At 73.0% G+C, this 24200-nt stretch carries 25 protein-coding genes; 15 read left to right on the forward strand and 10 right to left on the reverse strand.

What is annotated here, in order from left to right; all coding sequences use genetic code 11:
- Genes LO931_RS08590 through LO931_RS08615 form a run of 6 tightly spaced genes read left to right on the forward strand, consistent with a single transcriptional unit; the run spans position 1 to position 5455 of the window.
- Positions 1 to 1113: a glycosyltransferase family 4 protein gene (locus LO931_RS08590; protein ID WP_229052992.1), complete on the forward strand. Its 1113-nt coding sequence runs from the start codon at positions 1 to 3 to the stop codon at positions 1111 to 1113.
- Positions 1110 to 2210, forward strand: a complete 1101-nt coding sequence (locus LO931_RS08595) for a glycosyltransferase (protein ID WP_229052993.1) — start codon at positions 1110 to 1112, stop codon at positions 2208 to 2210. The genes LO931_RS08590 and LO931_RS08595 overlap by 4 nt, the downstream gene beginning before the upstream one ends.
- Positions 2207 to 2998 carry a hypothetical protein gene (locus LO931_RS08600; protein WP_229052994.1) on the forward strand — a complete coding sequence of 264 codons (792 nt, stop codon included), beginning with the start codon at positions 2207 to 2209 and terminating at the stop codon, positions 2996 to 2998. Before LO931_RS08595 ends, LO931_RS08600 begins: the two co-directional genes overlap by 4 nt.
- Before the next feature lie 17 nt (positions 2999 to 3015).
- Entirely contained in the window at positions 3016 to 4341 is a 1326-nt protein-coding gene (locus tag LO931_RS08605) for a polysaccharide biosynthesis tyrosine autokinase (RefSeq protein ID WP_229052995.1), read from the forward strand.
- Entirely contained in the window at positions 4338 to 4805 is a 468-nt protein-coding gene (locus LO931_RS08610) for a hypothetical protein (protein WP_229052996.1), read from the forward strand. Before LO931_RS08605 ends, LO931_RS08610 begins: the two co-directional genes overlap by 4 nt.
- The gene (locus tag LO931_RS08615; RefSeq protein WP_229052997.1) at positions 4802 to 5455 is read left to right on the forward strand and encodes a sugar transferase; all 654 of its coding nucleotides are present in this window, start codon (positions 4802 to 4804) and stop codon (positions 5453 to 5455) included. The genes LO931_RS08610 and LO931_RS08615 overlap by 4 nt, the downstream gene beginning before the upstream one ends.
- 293 nt (positions 5456 to 5748) lie before the next feature.
- Here the strand turns inward: LO931_RS08615 and LO931_RS08620 are convergent, their stop codons facing one another.
- The 6 genes from LO931_RS08620 to LO931_RS08645 all read right to left on the reverse strand — a co-directional run bounded on the left by LO931_RS08620 (position 5749) and on the right by LO931_RS08645 (position 13541).
- Entirely contained in the window at positions 5749 to 8574 is a 2826-nt protein-coding gene (locus LO931_RS08620; RefSeq protein ID WP_229052998.1) for a CHAT domain-containing protein, read from the reverse strand.
- A 7-nt stretch (positions 8575 to 8581) separates the two neighbouring features.
- Positions 8582 to 9181: an anti-sigma factor gene (locus tag LO931_RS08625; protein ID WP_229052999.1), complete on the reverse strand. Its 600-nt coding sequence runs from the start codon at positions 9179 to 9181 to the stop codon at positions 8582 to 8584.
- Positions 9178 to 9792: an RNA polymerase sigma factor gene (locus tag LO931_RS08630; RefSeq protein ID WP_229053000.1), complete on the reverse strand. Its 615-nt coding sequence runs from the start codon at positions 9790 to 9792 to the stop codon at positions 9178 to 9180. Before LO931_RS08630 ends, LO931_RS08625 begins: the two co-directional genes overlap by 4 nt.
- A gap of 388 nt (positions 9793 to 10180) precedes the next feature.
- On the reverse strand, positions 10181 to 10699 hold the full coding sequence (locus tag LO931_RS08635) for a hypothetical protein (protein WP_229053001.1): 519 nt from the start codon (positions 10697 to 10699) through the stop codon (positions 10181 to 10183).
- A 77-nt stretch (positions 10700 to 10776) separates the two neighbouring features.
- Positions 10777 to 11565 (reverse strand): maleylpyruvate isomerase family mycothiol-dependent enzyme, encoded by a 789-nt coding sequence (locus LO931_RS08640; RefSeq protein WP_229053002.1) that lies wholly within the window; start codon positions 11563 to 11565, stop codon positions 10777 to 10779.
- Between the two features lie 98 nt (positions 11566 to 11663).
- The gene (locus LO931_RS08645) at positions 11664 to 13541 is read right to left on the reverse strand and encodes an acyl-CoA dehydrogenase (RefSeq protein WP_229053003.1); all 1878 of its coding nucleotides are present in this window, start codon (positions 13539 to 13541) and stop codon (positions 11664 to 11666) included.
- Between the two features lie 216 nt (positions 13542 to 13757).
- Here LO931_RS08645 and LO931_RS08650 point away from each other — a divergent pair, with 216 nt between their 5' ends.
- The 3 genes from LO931_RS08650 to LO931_RS08660 all read left to right on the forward strand — a co-directional run bounded on the left by LO931_RS08650 (position 13758) and on the right by LO931_RS08660 (position 16089).
- A complete protein-coding gene (locus tag LO931_RS08650; RefSeq protein ID WP_229053004.1) occupies positions 13758 to 14477 on the forward strand; it encodes a hypothetical protein in 720 nt (239 codons plus the stop codon).
- Positions 14478 to 14502: 25 nt separating this feature from the next.
- Positions 14503 to 15237 carry a hypothetical protein gene (locus LO931_RS08655; protein WP_229053005.1) on the forward strand — a complete coding sequence of 245 codons (735 nt, stop codon included), beginning with the start codon at positions 14503 to 14505 and terminating at the stop codon, positions 15235 to 15237.
- A 90-nt stretch (positions 15238 to 15327) separates the two neighbouring features.
- Complete coding sequence (locus tag LO931_RS08660) at positions 15328 to 16089, forward strand: hypothetical protein (RefSeq protein ID WP_229053006.1); 762 nt, start codon at positions 15328 to 15330, stop codon at positions 16087 to 16089.
- A gap of 27 nt (positions 16090 to 16116) precedes the next feature.
- Here LO931_RS08660 and LO931_RS08665 read toward each other — a convergent pair whose 3' ends face one another.
- The gene (locus tag LO931_RS08665) at positions 16117 to 16866 is read right to left on the reverse strand and encodes an enoyl-CoA hydratase (protein ID WP_229053007.1); all 750 of its coding nucleotides are present in this window, start codon (positions 16864 to 16866) and stop codon (positions 16117 to 16119) included.
- 30 nt (positions 16867 to 16896) lie between these two features.
- Here LO931_RS08665 and LO931_RS08670 point away from each other — a divergent pair, with 30 nt between their 5' ends.
- The 4 genes from LO931_RS08670 (at position 16897) to LO931_RS08685 (ending at position 20540) form a co-directional block, all read left to right on the forward strand.
- Positions 16897 to 17799: an alpha/beta fold hydrolase gene (locus tag LO931_RS08670; RefSeq protein WP_229053008.1), complete on the forward strand. Its 903-nt coding sequence runs from the start codon at positions 16897 to 16899 to the stop codon at positions 17797 to 17799.
- A gap of 153 nt (positions 17800 to 17952) precedes the next feature.
- On the forward strand, positions 17953 to 19275 hold the full coding sequence (locus LO931_RS08675; RefSeq protein WP_229053009.1) for a hypothetical protein: 1323 nt from the start codon (positions 17953 to 17955) through the stop codon (positions 19273 to 19275).
- The gene (locus LO931_RS08680; protein WP_229053010.1) at positions 19259 to 19915 is read left to right on the forward strand and encodes a GNAT family N-acetyltransferase; all 657 of its coding nucleotides are present in this window, start codon (positions 19259 to 19261) and stop codon (positions 19913 to 19915) included. Before LO931_RS08675 ends, LO931_RS08680 begins: the two co-directional genes overlap by 17 nt.
- A gap of 61 nt (positions 19916 to 19976) precedes the next feature.
- Positions 19977 to 20540: a dihydrofolate reductase family protein gene (locus LO931_RS08685; RefSeq protein WP_229053011.1), complete on the forward strand. Its 564-nt coding sequence runs from the start codon at positions 19977 to 19979 to the stop codon at positions 20538 to 20540.
- A 34-nt stretch (positions 20541 to 20574) separates the two neighbouring features.
- On the opposite strand, the gene LO931_RS08690 is transcribed toward LO931_RS08685, so the two are convergent.
- The gene (locus LO931_RS08690; protein ID WP_229053012.1) at positions 20575 to 20964 is read right to left on the reverse strand and encodes an RNA-binding S4 domain-containing protein; all 390 of its coding nucleotides are present in this window, start codon (positions 20962 to 20964) and stop codon (positions 20575 to 20577) included.
- A gap of 32 nt (positions 20965 to 20996) precedes the next feature.
- Between LO931_RS08690 and LO931_RS08695 the strand changes: the two genes are divergently transcribed.
- Positions 20997 to 21221, forward strand: coding sequence for an RNA-binding S4 domain-containing protein (locus LO931_RS08695; RefSeq protein ID WP_229053013.1), 225 nt, complete (start codon positions 20997 to 20999; stop codon positions 21219 to 21221).
- Between the two features lie 3 nt (positions 21222 to 21224).
- On the opposite strand, the gene LO931_RS08700 is transcribed toward LO931_RS08695, so the two are convergent.
- Positions 21225 to 22166 (reverse strand): DMT family transporter, encoded by a 942-nt coding sequence (locus LO931_RS08700; RefSeq protein ID WP_229053014.1) that lies wholly within the window; start codon positions 22164 to 22166, stop codon positions 21225 to 21227.
- 93 nt (positions 22167 to 22259) lie between these two features.
- Between LO931_RS08700 and LO931_RS08705 the strand changes: the two genes are divergently transcribed.
- Positions 22260 to 23507, forward strand: a complete 1248-nt coding sequence (locus LO931_RS08705) for an ATP-binding protein (RefSeq protein ID WP_229053015.1) — start codon at positions 22260 to 22262, stop codon at positions 23505 to 23507.
- 45 nt (positions 23508 to 23552) lie between these two features.
- On the opposite strand, the gene LO931_RS08710 is transcribed toward LO931_RS08705, so the two are convergent.
- On the reverse strand, positions 23553 to 24179 hold the full coding sequence (locus LO931_RS08710) for a TetR/AcrR family transcriptional regulator (protein WP_229053016.1): 627 nt from the start codon (positions 24177 to 24179) through the stop codon (positions 23553 to 23555).
- Positions 24180 to 24200: the final 21 nt, after the last annotated feature.

Here is a 24200-nt window from a genome sequence, read left to right on the forward strand (position 1 = left end):
GTGCGCATCGCCCACCTCGTCACGCAGACCCGCGGCGGCCCGGTCGACCACACGGTCGACGTCGCCGCCGAGCAGGTCGCGCTCGGCCACGACGTCCACCTCGTCTCGCCCGACGGCCCGCACCTCGCGGTCGCCGCAGCAGCCGGCGTGCACGTGCACACCGCCTCGATGACGGGAACCCGCGACCTGCGCGGTGCCCGCGACGTCGCCGCACGGGTGCGCGCGATCCGGCCCGACGTGCTGCACGCCCAGGACCGGCGCGCCGGACTGGTCGGCCGCACGCTGGCGCGCCCCCGGGGGGCCGCCACGGTCTACACGCTCCACGGCGTCCCCGACCCCATGGCCCACCTCGTGCGCGGCAACGACGCCGTCAGCCCGCCGGACCGCCGCGTCCACGTGTCCAACGCTGTGGGGGAGCGCTGGCTCTCCCGCGTGCCGCGGTCGATCGTGGTGACCCCGTGCGAGGCCGTCGCGGAGTTCGCGCGCGACCACCTGGGCCTGCGCGCCGACCGGGTCGTCTCGGTCCCGAACGGCGTCGACCCGGCCTGGGCCGACCTCGGGAGCACGAACCGCCTGCTCACCGACGACGTCACGACCGTGGCGTGGCTCGGCGTCATGCAGCCGGTCAAGCGCGTCCCCGAGCTGGTCGCGGCCGCCGCGGCGGTCCCCGGGGTGCGCCTGCTGCTGATCGGCGACGGGCCCGAGCGAGGCGCGGTGGAGGCGGCGGTCGCCCGCAGCGGCGCCGCCGACCGCATCGAGCTCGTGGGCTTCGCCGACGACCCGGCCCCGCTGCTCGCGCGGGCCGACGTGCTCGCCCTGCCGTCCGGCGCCGAGGCGTGCCCGCTCGCGGTGCTGCAGGCCATGGCCAGCGGCCTGCCCGTCGTGGCCTCGAGCGTCGGCGGCATCCCCGAGGTCGTCCGCCACGGGGTCGACGGCCTGCTGGTCGCGCCCGGTGACGCCGTCGCCCTGCGCGACGCGCTGCGGACGATGCACGTGCAGCCGGGGGACCGTCGCCGCATGGGCGAGAGCGCCCGTGCCCGTCTCCTCGACGGCTTCACGGTGCGGCACTGCGCCGACCGCCTTCTCGCGGTCTACGAGCAGGTGGCGGCATGAGGATCCTGACCGTCGTCCCCGTGATGGGCGTCGGTGGCGCCGAGGTGGTCGCGGCGACCCTCGTGCGGGCCGAGCGTGACCGGGGCCACGAGGTGCTGCTCGCGAGCGCCGGTGGCTTCCGGGCCGACCGCCTCGTCGCCGACGGCGTGCCGCACCTCGAGGTGCCGCTCGCGTCGCGACGCCCGCTCGACCTCCTGCGTGCCGTCCGCGCCCTGCGTCGGGCCACCCGTCGCCCGAGCCGGCCTGACGTCGTGCACGCCCACAACGTCAAGGCCGCCGTCGTGGCGCGGCTCGCGGTCGGCCGTCGCGTGCCGGTCGTGGTGACGGTGCACGGGGTGCCCGACGGCTCGTGGCGCACCGCCGGGCGTCTCCTGACGCGCATCGCGGACGCCGTCGTCGCCGTCTCGCCGCACGTCTCCGAGCAGCTCACGGCCCACGGTGTCCCCGCCTCGCGGGTCCGTGTGGTCCCGAACGCGGTGCAGCCGGTCGCCCGGCACGACCGTGCGGAGGCACGACTCGCCCTCGGCCTGGCCGAGGACGCCCCGGTGGCCCTCTGCCTCGCGCGCATGGTCGAGCAGAAGCGTCACGACCTCCTGGTCGCGGCGTGGCCCGAGGTCGTCGACCGCACCGACCCCTCGTCGGTGCTGATCGTGGCCGGTGACGGACCGACGCGTCCGTCCGTCGAGGCGACCGCCGTCGGTACCTGTCCGCCTGGCTCGGTGCAGTTCCTCGGCGCCCGCGACGACGCGGACCTGCTGCTGGCCGCCGCCGACGTGCTCGTGCTGCCGACCGACTGGGAGGGCCTGCCGATCAGCCTGCTCGAGGCGATGAGCGCCGAGGTTCCCGTCGTGGTCTCCCGCGTCGGCGGCGTCGTCGAGACGCTCGGCAGCGCCGTCCGGCTCGTCGAGCCGGGCGCTGTCGCCCCCCTGGCCGAGGCCCTCGCGGACCTGCTGGGCGACCCCGCCGCGCGCCGCGCCCTGGCCGATCGAGCCTCCGCGCTCGTGGCCGACCGATTCCACCCCGACCGCATGGTCGCCGGCCACGAGGCCGTCCAGGACGACCTCGTGAACGGCAGCATCCAGGAGGCCCGCGCATGAGAACGCCGTCGATCCCGTCCCGCCCGCCCCGCCGCCCCGCGCGTCGGGTCAGCCGGGCAGCCGTGGGGCTGCTCGCGGCCCTCGCCCTGGTCCTCGCGGGGTGCTCCTCGCCCGACTCGGGCATCGTGCCGGAGCCTCTCGTCACGCCGCTCCCGTCCGACCAGCCGACGTCGGACACGGAGCTCCCGGCGGGTCCCGAGATCGTCACCTGGGGCGGTCACGACCAGCAGCTCGCGATCGTCGTGCGCAACCAGTCCGGACTGGTGGTGCGCGACTCCGGCACCGTCATCGAGGCGATCGGCGCCGACGGCGCGGTCCTCGCCACCGTCAAGGGCAACGAGAACACGACCTGCTGTCGCGTCGTCGGGCTGCAGCCGGGCGCCCAGTACGGCCTGTTCGCCGACCTCGAGGTGCCCGTGACGCAGGTCGACGACGTGCGGGTCACGTACCTCGAGCCGCAGACCGAGGCACCGGCGCCGGAGCCGGCTCCCGTGACGACGTCGATCGTCGGGGTCACCCACCCCGCGGGCGACACCGTGGTGCGCGTCGACGTCGACGTGTTCGCCGCGTCGAGCCCGTACCTCGTGGGCCAGGCCTTCCTGGTCGACCAGGACGACCGCCTCGTCGGGGTCGTGTCGGGCCGCTTCTACTGCTTCGGCCCCGACACGACCCGGCAGCTCGACATGCAGCTGCTGAGTCCCACCCCCCTCACCACGCGCGTGAGTCGCGTGGTCGTCCATCCCGTTCCCGACGGCGTCCCCCCGGGCGTCTCCCACCCGTGCAACTGACCCCAGGAAGGTCCGACATGTCCTCCATCTCCACGGCGCCCGACCAGGCGCCCTCCTCCCACTTCGCGCAGCACCACCCCGGCTCGGGGATGCGTGAGCTCGGCGCCCTGCTGTGGCGTCGTCGCGCGATCATGCTGCTCGTCGTGCTGCTCGTCGGCACCACGGTCGGGATCGGCCTGGCCGTCGCCGAGCGCTCGTACACCGCGACGACCCGCGTCACGGTGACGCCGTCGCCGTCGCTCGAGCAGACCCCGGCGAGCTACGAGTCGCTGCTCAGCACGATGGCCGACGTCGCCGAGACGCGACCGGTGCTCGCCGACGTCAGCGACGCGGTGGGCAACCGCTCGGTCGCCCAGCTGCAGGACGGCGTGCGCAGCGCGGTCGTGGCCGGGACGCTCACGATCCAGGTGTCGGTCACCGACACCGATCCCGAGGTCGCCGCCCAGGTCGCCAACGCGGTCGTGACGCTGCTGCCGCGGTACGACCCGAGCAACGGCGGTTTCGAGTTCACCGTCACCGAGCCCGCCTCGGTCCCGCTCTCGCCGTCGTCGCCGAACATCTCGGTGACCCTGCTGGCCGGTGCCGTGCTGGCCGGCGTGCTGGCCGTGATCGCCGCCGTCGTCCACGACCGCGTGGCCCGCACGGTCGAGACCGCCGAGGACGTCGCGGAGGGCACCGACGTGCGCGTGCTCGGCGTCGTGACCCGCCCGGACGACGCAACCGGCGTTCCCGTGACCGACGTGACGAGCCGGGAGTTCGCCTCGCTGCGCGCCCTGCGCGTGGCCCTGGAGTTCGCGACCAGCGACGAGCCGACGCGATCCCTCGTCGTCGCGCCGGTCGTGCCCGACCCGTGGAGCGGCTGGCTCGAGGTCAACCTGGCGGCGTCGCTCGCCGAGCTGGGCCACCGCGTCCTGCTGGTCGACGCGCACCGCGGCGACCTCACGCGGCACCCCGCGCTCGAGGCCCCCGGCGAGCCGGGTCTGTACGACCTCCTGGCCGGCACGGCCGAGCTGCCCGACGTGGTGCGCAGCGGCCCGGTCGACGGTGTCTCCGTCGTACCGTTGGGCAACATCGACCTGGCCGCCCCGAGCCTGCTCGAGATGCGGTTCCGTCAGCTCGTCGACCAGGTCGACGGTGACCACGACGTGATCCTCGTGCACGCTCCGGCGGTGACCGAGTCCGACGACGCGCGCATCATGGCGATCGCGGGCAGCCTGCTGCTCACGGTGCCGTCCGGCCGGGTCAAGCGCCCGGTCCTGGAGCGGGCGCTGGCCGACCTCCGTGCCGTGCGGATCCGGGTCATCGGAGCGGTGCTGCTGGGCGCGAAGGCGGTCACCCGATGAGCTCGTCCTCGGGCGTCCCCGGCGCGCACACGTTCTGGCCGCCCAGCTTTCCCCACGCCGACATCGACCGGCTGGTCGAGCGTCTCGACTCGGGTGCCGGCGACGGCGACGACGCCGAGCGCCTGCTCCTGGCGGTCACGCGCGAGGCGCAGCGCCTGCGCAGCGCGGTCGTCCGGCTGTCCGCCGCGCGGCTGGCGGCGGCCGAGCAGGAGGCGCACGACATCATGACGCGCGCCCACGCCGACGCCGAGGACGTGCGCCGCCGCGCGCTGCGTGCGCTCGACGACCGGCTCGACGAGGCCGACCACCTGGTGCGGGCGATGCGTCGCTCGTTCCTCGTCGAGCAGAAGGCTCGTGGACACTTCCCGCCGGACGAGCCGGCGGAGGACGACCCCGAGTCGTTCCTCGACGCCGAGTCGGCGGACGGCGGTCACGACGAGCCCGGACGGGACGGTCCGACGTGACGGAGGTCTACGCCGACCGGCGCTTCGCGCGGGAGGGCCCCGTGGCCCGTCCCGCCTCGGCGAAGCGCGCGGTCGACGTCACGCTCGCCCTGCTCCTGCTCGTGGTCCTGTCGCCGGTCATGCTGCTGATCGCGGTCCTCGTGAAGGCCGGGGACGGCGGACCTGTCCTGTTCCACCAGATCCGGGTCGGCCGGCACGGCGCCGCCATCACGGTCCTCAAGTTCCGCACCATGAGGGTCGGGGCCGAGAACGCGCTCGGCGCCGTGCGGCACCTCGACGAGACGGGCGACGGTCCGCTCTTCAAGGTGCGCGACGACCCGCGGGTCACCCGGGTCGGGCGGCTGCTGCGCCGCACGTCACTCGACGAGCTGCCCCAGCTGTTCAACGTCGTCGCCGGCTCGATGTCGCTCGTCGGACCCCGACCGGCCCTGGTGCACGAGGTCGCGAGCTACTCCGAGCAGGAGCGCCGACGTCTGCTCGTGCGCCCCGGCATCACGGGCCTGTGGCAGGTCAACGGCCGCAGCACCCTCGCGTGGGACGACGGGGTGGAGCTCGACCTCCACTACGTCGAGCACCGCTCGATGCGCCTCGACCTCTGGATCCTGCTCCGCACGATCCCGGCCGTCCTCCTCGCCCGCGGGGCGTACTGAGAGAACCGGTGCTCCGCCAGCCGTGGAGCGTGGCGGGGACAAGCGGGCATGGACCACCCAGCGCGGCGCGGACCGGCGGTGATGCGTTCGGGTAGCCCGGGCTACCGACGTGCATCACGCCTTGCAGGGTCTGCGGAGAGATGATGCGTTCGGGTGGTCGTGGCGGCCGCATTGCATCAACGCCGGTCCTCGAAGGTCGAGACGGCAGCGGACCCAGCATCCGGCCCGCTTGCGCCCGTTGTCCTGGCCCGCTTGTCGCCCGCCAGGGACAGCGGTCGCGCTGCGCGCGTCGGTCAGGCGTCGTGGAGGACGGTGGCGCCGGCGGCGATGTAGCGGTGGGCGGCCCAGGCCCAGGGGTGGTCGGAGAACTGCTCCGAGACGTCGATGCCGGACTGCTGCACCGCGTCGGCGGGCGAGAAGCCGGCGACGAGGTGCTGGTGGAAGCTCGTCGCGAAGGCCAGGGCGACGGAGTCGTCGACGGGCCACGTCGTGGCGACCACGCCGCGGGCTCCCGCCGCCAGCAGCGCCCACGTCAGGCCGACCGACTCGCTCGTGGTGTCGTGGGCGCGTCCCGTGGCGCAGGCGTTGAGGATCACGAGGCAGCCGCTGAGGTCCATGCGGAGGATCTCGCCCGCCGTGATCCAGCGGTCGCCCAGCCGCAGGCCCGAGCTCGAGGGGTGCTCGGGCCAGTAGAGCCCGTGGCACGCCAGGTGCACGACGTCGTGGTGCGGCGCCAGCCGCCAGAGCGACTCGACGGAGGCGTTGCCCCCCGTGAGGATCGTGGCGTCGGGATGGATCGCCGCCAGCGCGCGTGTCTCGTCGGCGATGCGGGGCGCGTTCGCGTCGGGCACCATCAGCGCCAGCAGGTGGGAGCGCCTCGTCGACGCGCCGCCGTCGTCGGAGCACATCGAGGTCAGGTCGTGCATGCCGGCGGCGAAGCGCAGCGAGAACGCGGCCGCCAACGTGCGACCGCCGAAGGGCAGCGCCTCGAACGGGACGGGCTGCAGCGACCCGGGGGCCACGACCACGAGCGGCATCTCCTCGAGGTCGGCCATCAGGTCACTGATCGGCCACAGGAGCAGGGTGGCGAGCGTGTGGAGGCTGTGGTGACCCGCCCACCCGGAGCCCGGCCCGGAGCCGGAGTCGGGTCCGACGTCCGGCTCGGCGTCGCGCTGCACCCGCGAGCACTCGGCGTGCCACTCGGCGATGGCCGTCTGCACGTCGGCAGACGCACCGACGAGCCGGCGCGCGTAGACCTGGCCCTCTCGGATGACGAACGCGACGAGGTCGGGGCCGAGCTCGTGGAGCTGGAGCACGGGGCCCTCGGGGACCGGCGGCAGGGCGACGGCGTGGTCCTCGGTCAGCGGCAGGCGGGCGTGCGGGATCTGCTGTCGGATGTCGCGGCGCACGGCGACGTGGGTCGCGCGGATCGCGGCGAGGTCGATCTCGCCGGAGGGGTCAATCAGGTGGTCGAGGGCCTGTGACAGGGTCTCGAGCTCGGCCTCCCGGTGCACCGGGAGCAGCAGCGCGTCCTGGGCGGAGCGGGGGTGCTGGTTCGCGGTGGAGGCGAGGTCGCTGAGGCTCCGGGCCTTCGTGACCGCGGCCCATCGCCACGCCTCGGTGACGGCCTCGGGCGTGCCGATGTCGAGCAGGAGCTCGAGGAGGGCGCGGTCGGCCGCGGCGATGACGAGCAGGTGGGCGAGCGGACGGTACGCACCGTGCACGTGGACCGTCGGTGAGCTGGCGGCGGTCAGAGCCGCGCGGATCTCGTCGACCGCGCCGCGAAGGTCGAGCTGGAGCTGCAGGACGCGTGCCGTCGTCACAGCACGAGCGACCTCGAGACCGTTGAGCTCATGGGTCGTGATGAGGCGTCGAGCCGCGTCGAGGTGACGATGGGCCTCGGCGCCGTGGGGCGCCGACAGGGCCGCAGCGAGCTCCGCGATGGCCAGCAGGGTGTCGTCACCGCTGTCGTGAGCCATGGCCTGGGTGAGCGCGCTGAGCCGCCGGGCCTGTTCCAGGGTCTCGCGGCCGGTGCCGACCAGGAGCGTGCTGAGTCGCAGGAGGGCGATCTCCTGCTGGTGGCGCCGCGAGGACGTCAGGCGCTCCGCCAGGTCGATCTCGCTCGACGCGACCGCCGTGTCGCCGATCACGAGGCCGGCGAGGCCGGACACGACGTTGGCCTGGGCGGTGCCCTCGACCCGGTGCAGGCGAGTGAAGATCTCGCCAGCAGCTCGCGCCTCGAGCCGTGCGTCGTGGGCGAGGCCGGCCTGGAGCAGGGCCTCGGCCATCGCCAGGTCCAGCTCGGCGACCTCGGGCAGGAGGCCCCGCTGCTCGAAGACCGGGCGGACGTCCTCGAGCAGGTGGACGGCCTGCGGCACCCGGTCGAGGCGCACGTAGGCCCGCGACAGGGTCAGGGCGCACCGTGCGGCCGCGACGGGCTGACCCAGGCGGGTCAGCTCCTGCCGGGCCCGCAGCAGGTCGTCGAGGGCACGGTGCGTCATGTCGAGGCTGAGGTACGAGGCAGCCCGCTCGCACGCCGTGCGGGCAGCGAACGCGGCGTCGCCGAGGGAGTGGAAGCGGTTCCACGCGAGGTCGTAGTGGTGGAGCGCGCGGCCGTGCTCAGCCCGCGCCGCCAGGGACAGACCCATCTGGCGGTGCACCCGCGCCCGGATCAGGACGACCTGGCTCCCGTCGAGCGCGGCGGGCGTCGAGGCGGGGAGGTCGTCCAGCACCCCCTCGAGGAGGTCGACCGATCGCTGCGCGTCGCCGTTCAGGCGCAGGAGCCGCGCTCGCGCGATGTCGGTGGAGTACGTCTCGAGGACGAGTCCGGCCGCGAGGAGGTCGTGCCGGGCCGCCTGGATCGCGCCGCCGGCCCGTTCGTAGTCGCCGAGGTCGCCGAGGATCTGGGCGCGCATGAGGGACGCGCGGCCGCTCACGGCCGGGTCGGCGTGGCGCAGTCCGGCGGAGTGCATGCCGTCCAGCAGACGCAGGGCCGAGCGGGGGTCGGCCTGGCGGCGACGCTCGGCCTCACGCAGGGCATGACCATCCGCGCCACCCGCACTCGTGTGCGATGCGGCGAGTCCGGGCTCCCCCCCGGGTCGTCGTACGGTGTCGGTCACGTCGTCATCAGGTGTCAGAACCCAGGTCCAGCCTCGCGTGCAGGGAGGCCGTCGGACTGACGACCCAGACCTCGTCGGTGGCGCGCGCCACGTCGGTGAGCCGGAACTCGCCGTCGACCTCGGGTCGGGCCACGCGTCGGGCGGTGGGGTCCGGGGACGAGAGCACGATCTCGGGGCGCGGCTCGCTGCCGTCCCAGGTCAGGAGCCCGTGGACGTCGACGAGCTCGGGGCGCCGGTGCAGCACCGAGAGGGTCAGGGTCACGCCGCTGCCCTCGAGCACGACGTGGCCGACGCCCTCGCCGTCGGCGGAGCGGGCGCCCGAGGCGACGCGCAGCGGACGTGGGTCGCCGCTGAGCTCGGAGACGGGACCGGTGCCCGGAGGCATCGTCGAGTGTCGGCGGAAGGCGTCGCGCAGGTTCTGGCGGACCTCGGACGGCGGGCTCTCCAGCGGCATCGAGGTGCCCGCCTCGCGGAAGGACCGGATCCACTCGACGGCCTCTGCCGCGCTGGGGGTGGAGTCGACGTGGGCGCGCACCGACGCGGCCGCGGCCTCGTCGAGACGGCCGTCGACCCAGTCGAGCAGGGTCGTGAAGGAAGGATTCGTCATGCCAGGTCCTCCGTCATGAGGGTGCGGAGCCGCTCGAGGCAGCGCCCGCGCAGCGGACCGATGCCGCCGATCGAGCGCCCGAGTCGCGTGGCGATGTCGGCGTAGCTCGGCTCCTCGGGGTCGAAGTAGAGTGCGAGCAGGAGCTCGCGGCAGGTGCCGCCGAGGGTGGCGAGCGCGTCGTGCACGACGGTCTGCGTGTCCCAGAGCTCGTACGGGTCCTCCGTCGCAGGCTCGACGAGCGCCTCGAGCGGGAGGTCGCGGCGCGACGTCGAGCGCACCCGCCAGGCCTGTCGGCGGGCCACGGTCATGAGCCACGATGCGAGGCGCTGGTCGTCCTCGAGCCGGTGCAGCGCGTCGATCAGCGCCACGAACGTCGTCTGCGTGACGTCGGCGGCGTCGTCGCGACTGAGGCCGTTGCGCAGGGCGACGGAGAACACGAGGCGCTCGTAGCGCTCGACCAGGAGGTCCCACGCCGCGGCGTCGCCGGCGCGACATCGCTGCAGGAGCTCGGGGTCGGTCGGCGCGGCGAGCGCGCGGCGGATCGGCTTCGCGGGTCGGCGACGGCCGGCGCCGCCGGGCTCGGCAGGACGGAGCGGTACGACGTCACCCACGGTGGCCCCCGACCGCGGACGGCGCGCCGGTGCGACTCCGCCACGGATGTCGACGAGGTTGAGGGCGTGGTGCACAGGGACTCAGAGGGATCGTGCGCGATCGAGCAGCGGGGGCGCAGTTCGCGCAGGCCTGGCCGTCGTCAGCGGTCTGCGGCCCATGATGCGACGGGGCCCCGTGACGGGTCAACGTCGAGATGGGCCAACTCGCCTGAGGGCGCACGACGGACGGGGGCTGCGCTGCACCCATCGCACGACCCCCATTGCCCAGGTTCGGCCGCACTGTCGGACCGACTCACCTGCTCAACGATCGGGGAAGTTGAAAGGTTTGCAACTTCAAGTGACAAAATTGCGGATGTGAGGCAAGTCTCGCGTCGGTCGGTGTGTCGCGTCACTCGCGGCCGGCGAGTCGTGTACGCCGACGCTGCCAGAACACGATGCCGCCGAAGGCGATGCCGACCACGAGGGAGACCGTCCCGATCGTGGCTCCACGGTTGGCCTTGTCGAAGCCGTCGACCACCGCGAAGCCGTACGCCGCCGCGTCCGTGCCGCCGTCCGAGGGGACGCAGGAGATCGTGACGCCGTCGTCACCGGCGGGCTGCAGAGCCAGCAGGTGCCAGTCGGTGCCCTGCTGCTCCACCACGATGTCGAGGGCCGCGCCGGAGACCGTGTCGCCCTTCGCGTCCGGCTTGTCGGCCGGACGGGTCGTGCAGGTGATCTCCCGGTCCTGCGGCTGGTCGGTGAAGATCGCGAGGGTGCTGCCGCCCGCGTCGATGGGCTCGGTGGCGGGGGCGATCGTGGCCTCTCGCACCCCGTCCCAGGCGCTCGCGGCGACGGCCGTGCCCACCATCGACCCGGCGAGCGCGATCGCGACCGCGACCAGGTACCAGAGGGGGCTCGTGAGGCGCACGGAACCACCTTCTCAGACGCGACCGCGCTCGGCCGGGCACCGGCCGGGGGCCGGGCGTGCGTGTCAGGCCGCGTCGGTCAGAACGTGAGGGTCATCGCGCCCAGGACGGCAGCCGCGAGCTGCGCGTCCCCGTCGATGCCGACCTCGACGTCAGCCGGGCCACGGCGGCCCGCGGCCAGCACGCAGAACGCCTCGGACGTCATGCCGAGCGTCACGTCCGCGACCGTGCCGGGCTCCGCCCGTCGCGCCCGCCCGTCCTCGCCCACGAGCAGCTCGATCGTGACGGCAGCCCCGCCGGTGACGAGCCAGCGCACCATCGTGCCGGCGGGTGCCTTGACCTTCTTGCCGAGGACGAAGCCCATGCCTGCCGCGAACGTGTGGGTCGTGACCTGGGCGCCGAGCGAGCTCAGGTCGCCCGGCACGCCGACGGCCCGACGGATGTCCTGCTCGTGCACCCAGAGGTCGACGGCGCGGTTGCGCAGCAGCGTCTCCCAGGTCCACGGCACGCCGGCGGGGGTGACCGGAGCCGTCTCCGCCAGGTCCAGCCGGGTCGAGGTGAGGAAGTCGTGCCGCTGGGCGGTGTGCTCGCGGAACGACGCGAGGAGGTCGGCGGTGGGGACGTCGCGCCGCTCGGCGACTCCGGCCTCGGTGTAGTCCGAGGCCACGATCGCGATGCCGGCGGGCGGCTCGGGCCGGCCGTTGGCGACCGTCTCGAGGTGCTCCAGGTGCGCGACGACGTCGTGCACCGACCACCCCGGGCAGTCGGTCGGTGCGGCGATCTGCGCCGCGCTCAGCGTCGGCACGAGGTCGACCACGGCGTCGGCTGCCTGCTTCCACGCACCGACGTACATCTCCTGGCTGTCCATGCCCACACTCTGCACCACGGCGACCGGGCGGGGGAGAGGACGGCGAAGGGCCCGCCGGATCGCTCCGGCGGGCCCTTCGGGTCAGGCTCGGTCGTGCGTCAGAACGCGGCCTCGTCGAGCTCCATGACGGAGTCGTCGACGTTCTCGGCCATCGCGCGCTCCGCGGCCAGCTTCGGCAGCGTGTTGCGGGCGAAGAACGAGGCAGCGGCGATCTTGCCCTCGTAGAACGACTTGTCGGCGCCCGTGGCGCCGGCGTCGAGCGCGGCCAGGGCGACGTCGGCACCGCGCAGCAGCAGCCACGCGACCGTGATGTCGCCGAGCACGTAGACCAGACGCGTCGTGTTCAGGCCGACCTTGTAGATGTTCGTGATGTCGCCGTTGGCGTCGGCCGGGTTGGCCGCCATCAGGTCGGTGAACACCGCGCCGAGGATGGCCTCGACGTCGGCCATGCCCTGCGCCAGCAGCTCGCGCTCGGTCTTGAGGCGGCCGTTGCCGGACTCATCGGCGATGAACTGCTTGATCTCGTTGGACAAGTAGCCGATCGCCCGGCCCTTGTCGCGGACGATCTTGCGGAAGAACAGGTCCTGGCCCTGGATCGCCGTGGTGCCCTCGTAGAGCGTGTCGATCTTGGCGTCACGCACGTACTGCTCGATCGGGTAGTCCTGGAGGAAGCCCGAGCCGCCGAACGTCTGCAGCGACTCGGTGCCCAGCAGCACCCAGGAGCGCTCCGAGCCGTAGCCCTTGACGAGCGGCAGGAGCAGGTCGTTGATGCCCTCCTCCGCGGAGGCGTCCTCGCCCGCCGCGTGCTTGAGCGAGATCGCGTCCTGCCAGGTGGAGGTGTAGATCGCCAGCGAGCGCAGGCCCTCGGCGAACGCCTTCTGCGTGAGCAGCGAGCGACGGACGTCGGGGTGGTGCGTGATCGTGACGCGCGGGGCGGCCTTGTCGGCGGCCTGCGTGAGGTCGGCGCCCTGGACGCGCTCCTTGGCGTACTCGAGCGCGTTGAGGTAGCCGGTCGAGAGCGTCGCGATGGCCTTGGCGCCGACCATCATGCGGGCGTTCTCGATGACGCGGAACATCTGGTTGATGCCGTCGTGCACCTCGCCGAGCAGCCAGCCGCGCGCGGCCTGGCCCTCGCCGGTCGAGGAGTCGCCGAAGGTGACCTCGCACGTCGTGGAGACCTTGATGCCCATCTTCTTCTCGACGTTCGTGACGTAGGCGCCGTTGCGCTGACCCGTCAGCTCTCCGGTCTCGAGGTCGAAGTGGTGCTTCGGCACGAGGAACAGGCTCAGGCCCTTGGTGCCCGGGCCGCCGTGGCCCTCGACGCCCTGGGGGCGGGCCAGGACGAGGTGCATGATGTTCTCGGACATGTCGTGCTCGCCCGAGGTGATGAAGCGCTTGACGCCCTCGATGTTCCAGGTGCCGTCCTCGTTGGGGAAGGCCTTCGTGCGGCCGGCGCCGACGTCGGAGCCCGCGTCGGGCTCGGTCAGCACCATCGTGGCGCCCCAGAGGCGGTCGACCATGAACTGCGCGATCTTCTTGTCGCGCTCGACGCCGTTCTCGAAGACGATGCGGGCGAAGGCCGGGCCGCACGCGAACATCCAGATGGGCGGGTTCGCGCCGAGCACGAACTCGGCCGAGGACCAGACGAGCGAGTTGGGGGCCTTCTGGCCACCGATCTCCTCGGGCACCTGCATGCGCCACCACTCGGCAGCCATCCACTTGTCGTAGCTCTCGACGAAGGCGGGCGTCATGGTGACGGAGTAGTTCTCGGGGTCGTAGACCGGCGGGTTGCGGTCGGAGGCGTCGAAGGACTCGGCGAGGTCCTCGCGCGAGATGCGCTCGATCTCGGCGAGGACGCTCTTGGCGGTGTCGACGTCGAAGTCCTCGAACTCGCCCTGGCCGTAGACGTCGCCTCGGCCGAACAGCTCGAAGAGGTTGAACTCGATGTCGCGCAGGTTGCTCTTGTAGTGGCTCATGGCCGTTCCAATCCTGGGGGGTCTGTCGGGTTTCGCTGAAGATGGTCCGGGCGGTCGAGCGTCCCGGCTACTCCAGGGTACTACTTACGAGTAACTTGAGTATCCGCTGGTCAGGGGTGCGCTGGCAAGTCGGCGAAGGACCCGGCTGTTGGCTACGGTGGGGGCGTCGCACCAGGGGGCTGCGGCTGCATCACGAGCGGGGGCTGGGGGCGCGTCATGGGTCGACGACTGGCAGGGCTCGTCGCCGCGGCCGTGCTGTGCGCGTCGTGCGGCTCCCAGCCCGAGGCCGAGCCCTCGCCCGAGCCCGAGCCGACGACAGGGCGCGACACCCAGCCGGGACTGACGAAACGCGACCTGCGTCCGGCGCTCGTCCGCGCCGAGGACGTCCCGCCCACGCACGGCACCGGCTTCCAGCCGTTCTTCGTGCGGCAGGACGACGTGCCCTCCGGCAGCGACGTCGTCAGCGGCGAGCCGGAGTGCGGCGACTACCTCGACGGCGAGCTCGGGGCCCGGGCGCTGCAGCAGGTCGAGTCCGCGTACGGCGACCCGAGCACGACCGTCACCGTCACCTCGCGGGTCGAGTACTTCGCCGAGGGCGACGCCGAGGAGGTGCTCGCCACGGTGCGGGACCTCGTCGAGGCGTGCGACCGTTTCACGATGGAGCTCGAGGGCCAGGAGGTCGAGGTCGACGCGTACCTCTCCGAGCTCTCCGAGATGGACGCGTACGAGGGCCTGGGTGACGACGGCGTGCTGGTGGGACTGCTCGTCATCATCGACGGCGTGCCGTTCCGCGGCACGGCGACGACCTTGCTGCGGGTGGGTGACGTCGTGGGCACGATCGGCATCGAGGTGCCGGCGAACTTCGGGCGTGACCCGAGCCCCGAGCTCGTGACGGTGATGGACGAGAGGCTGCGCGACGTGGTTGCGGCAGCATGACGGTGGACGAGACGAAGGAGACGCCGTGACGACGTGGCGGAGCATGGTGGCAGCAGGGACGACGGTCGTGGCCCTGGTGGTCCTTGCGGCCTGTGGCGGGGACGACCCCGGGCCCGAGCCGACCCCCGAACCGACGACGACGCAGGACGACGACGCTCCCGAGGAGCTCACGGGACAGCAGCTGCGGTCCGCGCTGCTGCGCATCGAGGACATCCCCTCTTCGCTCGGCACCGACTTCGAGAGCGCGCGACAGGCCGAGACGACCGGCGACTCCGACGTCACCGACGGGGCGCCCGAGTGCAGCGAGTACCTGAGCGGCGACTACGGCGGCGAGGAGAGCGACCGCTACGAGTACGAGTTCCGCGACAACGTCGTCGTCACGGCGGTCTACACGACGATCCGCAGCTTCGAGGACGGTGACGTCGACGACGAGCTCGAGGCGATCCGCGACATCTTCGCGGTCTGCGACCGGTTCGAGGTGACGCCGGACGACGTGCCGATCGAGGTGGCGGTCGAGCTGACCGACTTCGCCGACCTGGAGGGCTTCGAGGACCTGGGCGAGGACGGGCTGCGGCTGCACTTCACGCTCTCCGAGGGCGGTGTCCCGACGCGGTCGATGTACTACCACTTCATCCAGATCGGCGACTTCGTCGCGCAGGCCGGCGGGCAGCTGGCCGCCGACGGTGATCCGGCTCCGTTCCTCGAGCTCGTCACGACGGCGGAGGGGAAGCTGCAGGACCTCGTCGACGAGGTGGGGTGATTCGGAGAGATGACGGGCAGGTCGGTGGGAACATTCTCGAGAGCCGACGCATCTGACCGTCGTCACTCCCCGACCTGTGAGGACCCCGAGATGAAGACTCGTGCCCGCCAGCCCCGTTCCCTCCGCCCCCGTTCCCTCCGCCTCGCCGCCCCGGCCGCGGTCCTGTCCGCCCTGCTGCTCGTCAGCGCGTGCGGCGGCGACGACTCCGACCCCGATCCCGACCCCACGCCGTCCGAGACGGCCGAGGACGAGGAGACCGGGCTGTCGAAGGGCGACCTCGAGGACGCGCTGCTGACCGAGGACGACGTCGCCGACCTCGCGAGCGACATCGAGGAGGTCGAGGTCAACGAGGGCGAGATCACCGGTGACGACATCGTCGACGGCGACGAGGCGTGCGCCGCGTTCCTCGACGACGACTACGGCATCGAGGAGGAGGAGAAGGCCGAGACGGAGTTCGAGTCCGAGGCCGACCAGATCAGCGTCTACTCCACGATCGAGTCGTACGCCGAGGGCGAGGCCGCGGAGGAGCTCGAGGCCACCCGCGACCTCTTCTCGGAGTGCTCGACCTTCACGGTCGACCTCGACGGCCAGGCGGTCACGGTCGACGTGCTCACGATCGACATCAGCGACCTCGACGGCTACGACCTCGGTGACGAGGGCCTGGCGGTCGACCTGACCTTCTCGGTCGAGGGCGCCGAGGTGCTGCGCCAGGGCTACACGCTGGTCCGCATCGACGACGTGCTGACGATCAGCGGCGCCGCGACGGTGGGCGACCTCGGCGACGACATCATGCTGACGATCACCGAGGCCGCCGTCGACCGCCTCCAGACCGTCCTCGACGACGCCGCCTGACCCACCCCCTCCTGGGGTGGTTCAGGGTCAGCGCTTGAAGCGCTCGGCGAAGGCGGCGAACTCGTCGCTCGCGAGCGAGGAGGCCTGGGCCCAGGACTCGACGTCGAGGGTCGTGGCGAGGTCGCTGGTCGACGCGACGCGCACCGACTCCTTGACGTCGGCCATGAGGCGGGGGTTGCGGGTCGCGTAGAGCGCGGCGAGCTCGGCGGCGCGTGCCTTCGGGTCGTCGACGAGCTCCTGCGCGAGGCCGAGCCGCAGGGCGGTGTCGGCGTCGACCGGAGCCCCGGCGTACAGCACCGCGGCCGCGTTGCCGGCGCCCAGGCGCTGGGTCAGCATCCACGTGCACCCGCCTCCGGGGTGCAGGCCGATCGCGGTGAACGTCGCGCTGAACTTCGCCTCGGGGCCGGCCACGATGACGTCGCAGGCCAGCGCGATGTTGAGGCCCGCGCCGACCGCCGGACCCTGCACCGCGGCGACGGTCGGGATCGTGAGGTCGCGCAGCGGCAGGAACGAGTCGTACACGCCGAGGAGCACCTGGCGGAGCACGCCGGTCGGGCGCGTGCGGTCGCCGAAGAGGCTGTCGAGATCGGCCCCCGCGCAGAAGGCCCGTCCCTCGCCCGTGACGACCAGCGCCCGCGCCTCCGCGTCGTCCGCCACGGCGTCGATCGCGGCGCGCAGCTCGTCCAGCAGCGGCCGGTCGAGGGCGTTCAGCCGGTCGGGAGCGGTGAGCGTGATGGTGCGGACGCCGCCGTCGGCGGTCAGGTCGACGAGTGACATGGTGCCAGCGTAGGCGGTTAGTCTCGGTCCATGAGCGCCGAGATCGCCGCCGGGATGCCCCAGCTCGAGGGCGTCGAGCACCGCTGGATCGACGTCGACGGGGTGCGTATCCACGTCGCCGAGGCAGGGGTCGGCAACGACGGCCCGCCGATCGTCCTGATCCACGGCTGGCCCCAGCACTGGTGGTGCTGGCACCACGTCATCCCGCTGCTGGCCGAGCGCCACCACGTCGTCGCGCTCGACAGCCGCGGAGCCGGCTGGAGCGACGCGCCGTCGCCCGGCGGCGACACCTACGACAAGCGCGTCGTCGCCGACGAGCTGGCGGCAGTCATCACGCAGCTGGGTCTGGATCGCCCGGTGGTGGTGGGCCACGACTGGGGCGCGTGGCTCGCGATCCTGATCGGCGGTCGTCATCCCGAGCTGACCCGGGGCGTCGTGGCCACCGCGATCGTCGCGCCCTGGGCCAAGATCGAGACCAAGGACCTGTGGCGCTTCCTCTACCAGCCGCTCGTGGGCGGGCCGTGGGGCGCGTTCCTGCAGCGCGGGCTCGGCCAGGTGGTGCTGCGACGCGTGTTCGCGCTCGGGTCGCGCGACGGCAAGCCGTGGTCGGAGCGAGCCGTCGAGCCGTACCTCGCGCGCTTCCGCGAGCCGGCGCGGGCGGCGGCCGGTCGCTCGACCTACGCGACCTTCCTGACCCGGGAGTTCCGAGCCGTGCAGAAGCGCACCTATCAGGCGCCGTACGACCACGTGCCGCTGCTGTTCCTGCCGGGCCGTCGCGACGGGGTGCTGGTGCCGCGCATCGTCGCGGGCGGCCTGGTGCGCCCGACCATGTCGATGCACGTCGTCGACGACGCGGGCCACTGGGTGCCCGAGGAGCAGCCGGAGGTGCTCGTCGAGCACGTCGAGGCGTTCATCGCCGGCCTCGACGCCTGACCCGACGGCCTGGTCCAGTCGGACCAGCGCGGGATGGTCCCTTCGAGCAGTATTCGCCGGTGACGCCCGGATCTGGTCGGCACGGCCCCCGCCGGACGGGAGGATGTGACCTGGCGTGTCGTGTCGACCGCCATCGCCTGATCGGGAGAACTCATGCGTCGTCGTCCTCGTCCTGCCCGCACGCTCGTGAGCCGGATGGCCATCGCCTCGGCCGCCGGCCTGGCCGTGGTCGCCTCCGGCGGCACCGCCGCCCTCGCCGAGGACTCGTCGCCGGCTGACGAGATCGCCCCGGGTGACTCCTCCTCGGTGACCGAGGACGACACCACGCCCGAGACCCCGGTCGAGGAGACGCCCGAGACGCCCGCCGAGACGCAGCCCGAGGGCACCGAGACGGCTGAGCCGGGCACGGACTCCGAGGCGGGCGACGACGCGGCCGAGGAGACCGGCGACGAGGCGGCCCAGCCCCTGGTGCTCGCCGACTACGGCACGCAGAAGGTCCGCATCGGCGTGCAGCAGGCCGACGGCTCCTGGCTCTCGCCGAGTGCGAGCCTGCTCGGCACGACGATGTCGATCACGATCACGGGCGTCACGGACGACGAGGGCCAGCCGCTGCCCGACGAGACCACGTCGTGCGTCGTGGAGTTCGAGGACCGCGAGGACGAGGGCGACGCCTACGCGGACTGCGACGTCGTGAGCGACGAGGACGGCTCCCTGTACCTGGAGGCCGGTGAGTCGGCCACGATCACGGTCACCTCGGTGCCGACCGGTGTCGTCATCGCGCCGACGACCCAGGTCGTGAACCCCTGCCTCACCGACGACTGCCCGTCATTCCCGGACGCGACCTTCGTCGACTTCGACGCCTCGTCGACGCCCGCGGCGATCTCGGCGAGCACCCCGGCCGGCCAGCCGGTCGTGCTCGACGTGGTCGGCCCGATCGACTTCGGCCTCGACAACGCCGTCACGGGCCTGACCGTCACGAGCCAGCCCGGCAACGGCACCGCCGTGGTCACCGGCGACCTCCCGCCCGTGCCCGAGGAGCCGGTCGACCCCGAGGGTCCGGGCGAGGAGGGCCCCGGCGGCGGCGGCCCGGTCCCGGAGCTGGCCCTGGCGCAGGCCCCGGTCGTCGCGGCCGCGCCGTCCGGGACCGCGCGCATCGTCTTCACGCCGAACGCCGGCTTCGTGGGCACCAACACCTTCGGCTACGCCATCGCGACGCAGAACGGCACGCTCACCGGCACGGCGACGATCACCGTGACCGCCGCGGCCGTCACGCCGCCCGTCGTGACCTCGCCGGTCGGCTCGGGCCTCGGCACCGGAACCGGTCGCCCGGTCCGCGCCGGTGGCACCCTGCCCAGCACGGGTGGCCCGGCTGCGGAGCTGCTCGCTCTCGGTGCGGTCCTCGTGGTCGCCGGTGCGGGCGTCGGGACGATGGCGGCGCGCCGCCGGTCGGACCGCGAGCGTGCCCTCGTCGGCTGACCCGAGGTCGGTCCCGGCCGGGCTGACGCAGGTCGTCGCGCTCGGCCCGGACGACTTCCCGGTGTGGCTGGCCGTCCTCCTCTCGGAGGACGGCCAGGACCCGCCCCCGGTGGTGCTGCCCGAGGCGGCGGCGACCGAGCGGGTCGGCGACGCCTGGCTGACCCGCGCCCGCCTCGGCGAGGTCGGACAGGTCACCGCGATCGAGGTCAGCGCCCTGGTGGCACCGAAGGCCCCGCCGATGTGGTTCGCCGAGGTGCCCGAGACGGGCCCGCCGCGGGCGCTCAACCTCGTGGCGTTCGCGGGCTTCGACGTCGAGCCCGGGTCGGTGCTCGACATGGCGGCCCAGCTCGAGGTCAGGGGCCTGTCGGGCGAGCAGCAGATCGGCGCGATCCGCTGGTACCCGGACACGGGTGAGATGGACCAGGCCTACGTGGCTCCCGACTGGCGTCGGCGCAGCATCGCCACGGCGCTCATGGGTGCGTGCGCGACGTACAACCTCGCGATCGGGAAGCCGATGGGCTGGGGCGACGGTCAGCGCACCGCGATGGGCGAGAAGTGGCGCAACAGCCACGGCTGGGGTCACCGCGCCGCCGACCTGGAGGCCCTCGCGCCCCCGATGACCCCGCCCGACCAGCGCTGACCCTCGACAGGAGAACCGCGACTCACCAGGATGGTGGCACCGCTACCTCTGGAGGAGTTCCGTGCGCCAGGTCATCGTCACCGCGTTCGTGTCGCTCGACGGGGTCATGGAGGCCCCGGGCGGCGAGCCGGGCTATCGCAACTCCGGCTGGACGTTCAAGGACGTCGAGTTCGTGCCCGAGGCCTACGAGATCAAGGGGACGGAGCAGGCCGAGGCGGGAGCGCTCCTGCTCGGCCGCACCTCGTACGAGGCCTTCGCCCCGGTCTGGCCCACGATGGAGGAGTTCGCCGCGTACAACGCGATGCCGCGCTACGTCGTGTCGACCACGCTGCAGTCCGACGACGATCGCTGGCCGGCCACGATCCTCCGGTCGGTCGATGACGTGGCGGCGTTGAAGGAGACTGACGGCGGGCCGATCTCGGTCCACGGGAGCGCGACGCTCGGAGCGTCGCTCGCCGACGCGGGCCTGGTCGACCGCTACCACCTGCTGGTCTTCCCCCTGCTGCTCGGCGCGGGGCGTCGGCTGTTCAGCCAGGCCGACCAGGACACGGTGAAGCTCCGGCTCGTGGACCACGCGGTCTACGCCAACGGCATCCAGAAGCAGGTCCTCGACGTCGTGCGCTGACGCCGTGGCTCGGTCACGCTTGCCGGGCAAGGGCCTACGACCGCCGGAAGCGGTCCATGGCTCGGCGCTCGCGCTTCGTCGGGCGTCCCGCTCCCGGGTCGCGCCGCGGCATCGCGAGGCGCACCTCGCGCGGCTCTGGCGGCGGGGAGTGGTCCTCGTAGCACTCGACCGCGACGCTGGCGCCGACGCGCTTGCTGAGCAGTCGCTTCACGACGACCACCCGCACGCCGCCCGGCGTGGTCGCCTCGATGCGGTCGCCCACGCGGACCGGCTGCGACGGCTTGGCACGCTTGCCGCCGAGGTGCACGTGCCCGCCCTTGCAGGCCGTCGTCGCGGCCGATCGGCTGCCGAACAGACGCACCGACCACACCCACGCGTCGAGGCGCACGCTCGCCGTTCCGGCGTCCGGGGTCGATCCGCTCACGCGCCCGAGCCTACGTGCGGCACGCTGGTGCCATGGACATCGAGGACGTGCCGATCACGGGCGACATGATCCGCCTGGGCCAGCTGCTGAAGTTCACCAACGTGGCCGAGTCGGGAGCGGACGCCGCCGCGATCGTCGCGTCGGGTGACGTCACCGTGGGCGGCGAGGTCGAGACGAGGCGTGGCCGACAGCTGGTCAAGGGCGACGTCGTCGAGATCGCGACCCCGCTGGGCACCACGGCGTTCCGCATCGCCTGACCGTCAGGTCGGCGCCGGGGGCAGCTCGCGCGGCCGCAGGCCGACGACCGCCGCCAGGATCAGCACCCCACCGACGACCGCCGTCGCGGTCAGCTGCTCGTCCAGGAGGATCGCGGCGAGCGCCGCGGCGCTGAGCGGCTCGACGAGCGTCGCGACGGTGGCCGCCGAGCCGGAGGTCGTGCGCAGGCCTGCGTAGAGCAGCCCGTAGGAGAGCGCCATCGTCGCGACACCGAGGTAGACCAGCAGTGCGAGGGCGTCGGGCTCCGTGCTGATGACGGGCCCGGACCCGAGGGCGGCGACCACGAGGAACGGCGCGAGGGCCACCGCTCCGACGCTCGTCGCACACGTCGTGAGGGCAAGCGGGTCGATCCCGCGGGCCAGGTGGTGACCGAGCACCGTCGTCGCCGCGTACACCGCGCCGGACGCCACCGCGAGCACGATCCCGAGCACGGGGGCGTCGCCGGCTCCGCCGTGACCGGCGGACGCCACCGAGACCAGCACGAGACCCGTGAGGGCGGAGACGAGCACGACGACCTCGCGCGCCGTGGGTCGCGTGCCCGCACGGGTGTGCTCCCACGCGGCGGCCAGCACCGGTGCGAGGCCGAGCGAGACGACGGTCGCGACGCTCACGCCGACGGCGAGCACCGACAGGAAGTACAGCGCCTGGTAGACCGCCGTGCAGCACCCGAGGGCGACGACGAGGGCGGGTTGCGCCCGGAACGTGGCGACGACCGAACCGAGGCGGCGGGCGACGAGAGCCAGGCCGAGCAGCGCTGCCGTGGCGACCAGCATCCTCCACGCGCTGGTCGTCATCGCGCCCAGGTCGTGGCGGTCGTTCAGGACCGTGACCACGAGGCCGCCGGTGCCCCAGAGCAGCCCGGCGGCGCACACCTGGGCCAGCCCGATGGCCGACGAGCGCTGCCCGTGCCCGACGTCGCTCGTCACGACGTCAGCCTAGAGCGCCGCCGTTCCGGGACCTCTGGCCTGGTGCGCCGCGTACATTGGTCCCTGCCTGGGGGAGACAGGGAGGTGGTGCGGATGAGCATCGACGACGTGCTGGCCGAGCACCACGTGCTCGACGACCCGCCCGAGGAGTGGCGCTCGATCGTCGAGCTGGCCGCGTTCATGGCGCAGGTGCCCATGGCGACGGTCAACATCCTCACCGACGAGTCACAGCACCAGATCTCCGCCGTGGGCTTCGACGCAGCGATCTCGCGTCGCGAGGACTCGATGTGTCGCGTCGCGGTCGAGTCGGGCGAGGCGATCGTCGTGGAGGACGCCCGCGTCGACCCCCGGTTCCAGGACAACCCGTTCGTGACGGGCGCCCTCGGATCGGTCCGGTTCTACGCGTCCACCCCCCTGCGGCTTCCGTCGGGCGACGTGATCGGCACGCTGTGCGTGTTCGACGAGCAGCCGCGGGCGATCGAACCGGAACGGCAGGAGTTCCTGCACACCCTGGCCGACCGGATCGTCGACGTGCTCGGCCTCGCCCAGCGCAACCGCGAGCTGCAGGAGTCGCTGCGTCGCACCGAGGTGCTGCGTGACGAGCTCCGTCGCTCCAACGACCACCTCTCGGCGTTCGCCGGGCAGGTCAGCCACGACCTCGCCGGCGTGCTGTCGACCGTGACGATGTCGCTCGACGTCCTGGACGAGCAGCTCGCCGCCGCTGACGAGAGCTCGGAGTCGGTGCAGTTCTGGGTCGACACGGCCTTGCGCGGCAGCGAGCGCATGGCCGCAATGGTCAGTGACATCCTCGCGTTCGCGCGCGTCGGTGGCTCGCTCGATCGCAAGCCGCTCCACCTCGACGCCGTGGTCGAGTCGGTGCTGCTCGACCTCGGCATCCCGGCCGACGACCCGCGTGTCTCCCGGACGCCCCTGCCGGTCGTGGAGGGCGACGCGACGCAGATCGGCTCGGTCATGCAGAACCTGATCTCGAACGCCCTGAAGTTCGGCGGGGACGAGCCGGTCGTGGAGATCTCCGCGATGCGCGAAGGGGCGGTCTGGGAGGTGCAGGTCGCCGATCGGGGCGTGGGCATCGAGCCGGCGGACGTGGCGCGGGTCTTCGAGCCGTTGGTCCGTGCGCGCGACGACGTGCCCGGCTCCGGCATCGGTCTGGCCACGTGCCGGCGCATCATCCAGGCGCACGGCGGGACGATCGGTCTGCGGCCGCGCGAGGGCGACGGCATCGTGGCGTGGTTCCGCCTGCCCGCGGTGGTGGAGGTCCTGGCGCCGGAGTCCGTGATCCCTCCGCGAGCGGTGAGTCAGCAACCTCTCAGGGGTGCCTGAAGGGTGCTGGTCCACCGCTCCGCGCCGGGTTCCTGACCCGGGGTCCTACGACTGGGCGAGGTGCTCGAAGGACTCGGAGCCGATCGCGACGAGCTCGGCGTTGGTGAGGTCGAGCTCGCCGGCGAGACGAGCCGTCACGAGCTCGGCGAGCCCGGCGACGTAGAGCAGTCCCTGCGCGCGGGCCCGCGCGGCCGTCCACGTCGACGGTCCGTAGAGCCCGGCCGCCTCGCTCACGACCAGGTCGGCGAAGATGCCGAGCAGCTCGCGACGTCGGGCACGCAGGGTGGGGTGCGCGTTCGACTCCACGAGCGCGACGCGCGCGCTGACGGGATGGTCGTCGACCCACGCGACGAGGGCCGTCAGCGCGGCAAGCACTCGCGCCGTCGCGGGACCGCCGGTGTGCTCGATCGCCTGCACGACGACGACGGCGATCTCGTCCGAGACCGTGTCGAGTGCCGCGACGAGGGCGGCCTCGCGACCCCGGAAGCTCTCGTAGAAGTAGCGCTCCGTCAGCCCGGCCTCGACGCAGATCGCGGACATCGTGGTGGCGTTCTCGCCCCGACCGCCGAGCACGGAGATCGTCGCCGTGACGAGGCGTGCGCGGCGCTCCGTCCGGCGGTCGTCCGCAGACTGTCCGCCGTAGCGTCGCGCGGGCTCGGAGGAGGTGCTCACGGCAGCATCCTGCCACCGCCC

Origin of the sequence: Aeromicrobium sp. Leaf350 (assembly GCF_916858655.1) — a bacterium.
GTDB lineage: Bacteria > Actinomycetota > Actinomycetes > Propionibacteriales > Nocardioidaceae > Aeromicrobium.

What these genes read in the sequence shown, in the direction of transcription:
- LO931_RS08625 (WP_229052999.1), bottom strand. Translation starts at nt 9,181, where the DNA reads ATGACGAATCCTTCCTTCACGACCCTGCTCGACTGGGTCGACGGCCGT.
- LO931_RS08705 (WP_229053015.1), top strand. Translation starts at nt 22,260, where the DNA reads ATGAGCATCGACGACGTGCTGGCCGAGCACCACGTGCTCGACGACCCG.
- LO931_RS08695 (WP_229053013.1), top strand. Translation starts at nt 20,997, where the DNA reads ATGGACATCGAGGACGTGCCGATCACGGGCGACATGATCCGCCTGGGC.
- LO931_RS08665 (WP_229053007.1), bottom strand. Translation starts at nt 16,866, where the DNA reads ATGTCACTCGTCGACCTGACCGCCGACGGCGGCGTCCGCACCATCACG.
- LO931_RS08650 (WP_229053004.1), top strand. Translation starts at nt 13,758, where the DNA reads ATGGGTCGACGACTGGCAGGGCTCGTCGCCGCGGCCGTGCTGTGCGCG.
- LO931_RS08610 (WP_229052996.1), top strand. Translation starts at nt 4,338, where the DNA reads ATGAGCTCGTCCTCGGGCGTCCCCGGCGCGCACACGTTCTGGCCGCCC.
- LO931_RS08675 (WP_229053009.1), top strand. Translation starts at nt 17,953, where the DNA reads ATGCGTCGTCGTCCTCGTCCTGCCCGCACGCTCGTGAGCCGGATGGCC.
- LO931_RS08645 (WP_229053003.1), bottom strand. Translation starts at nt 13,541, where the DNA reads ATGAGCCACTACAAGAGCAACCTGCGCGACATCGAGTTCAACCTCTTC.
- LO931_RS08640 (WP_229053002.1), bottom strand. Translation starts at nt 11,565, where the DNA reads ATGGACAGCCAGGAGATGTACGTCGGTGCGTGGAAGCAGGCAGCCGAC.
- LO931_RS08600 (WP_229052994.1), top strand. Translation starts at nt 2,207, where the DNA reads ATGAGAACGCCGTCGATCCCGTCCCGCCCGCCCCGCCGCCCCGCGCGT.
- LO931_RS08605 (WP_229052995.1), top strand. Translation starts at nt 3,016, where the DNA reads ATGTCCTCCATCTCCACGGCGCCCGACCAGGCGCCCTCCTCCCACTTC.
- LO931_RS08595 (WP_229052993.1), top strand. Translation starts at nt 1,110, where the DNA reads ATGAGGATCCTGACCGTCGTCCCCGTGATGGGCGTCGGTGGCGCCGAG.
- LO931_RS08660 (WP_229053006.1), top strand. Translation starts at nt 15,328, where the DNA reads ATGAAGACTCGTGCCCGCCAGCCCCGTTCCCTCCGCCCCCGTTCCCTC.
- LO931_RS08670 (WP_229053008.1), top strand. Translation starts at nt 16,897, where the DNA reads ATGAGCGCCGAGATCGCCGCCGGGATGCCCCAGCTCGAGGGCGTCGAG.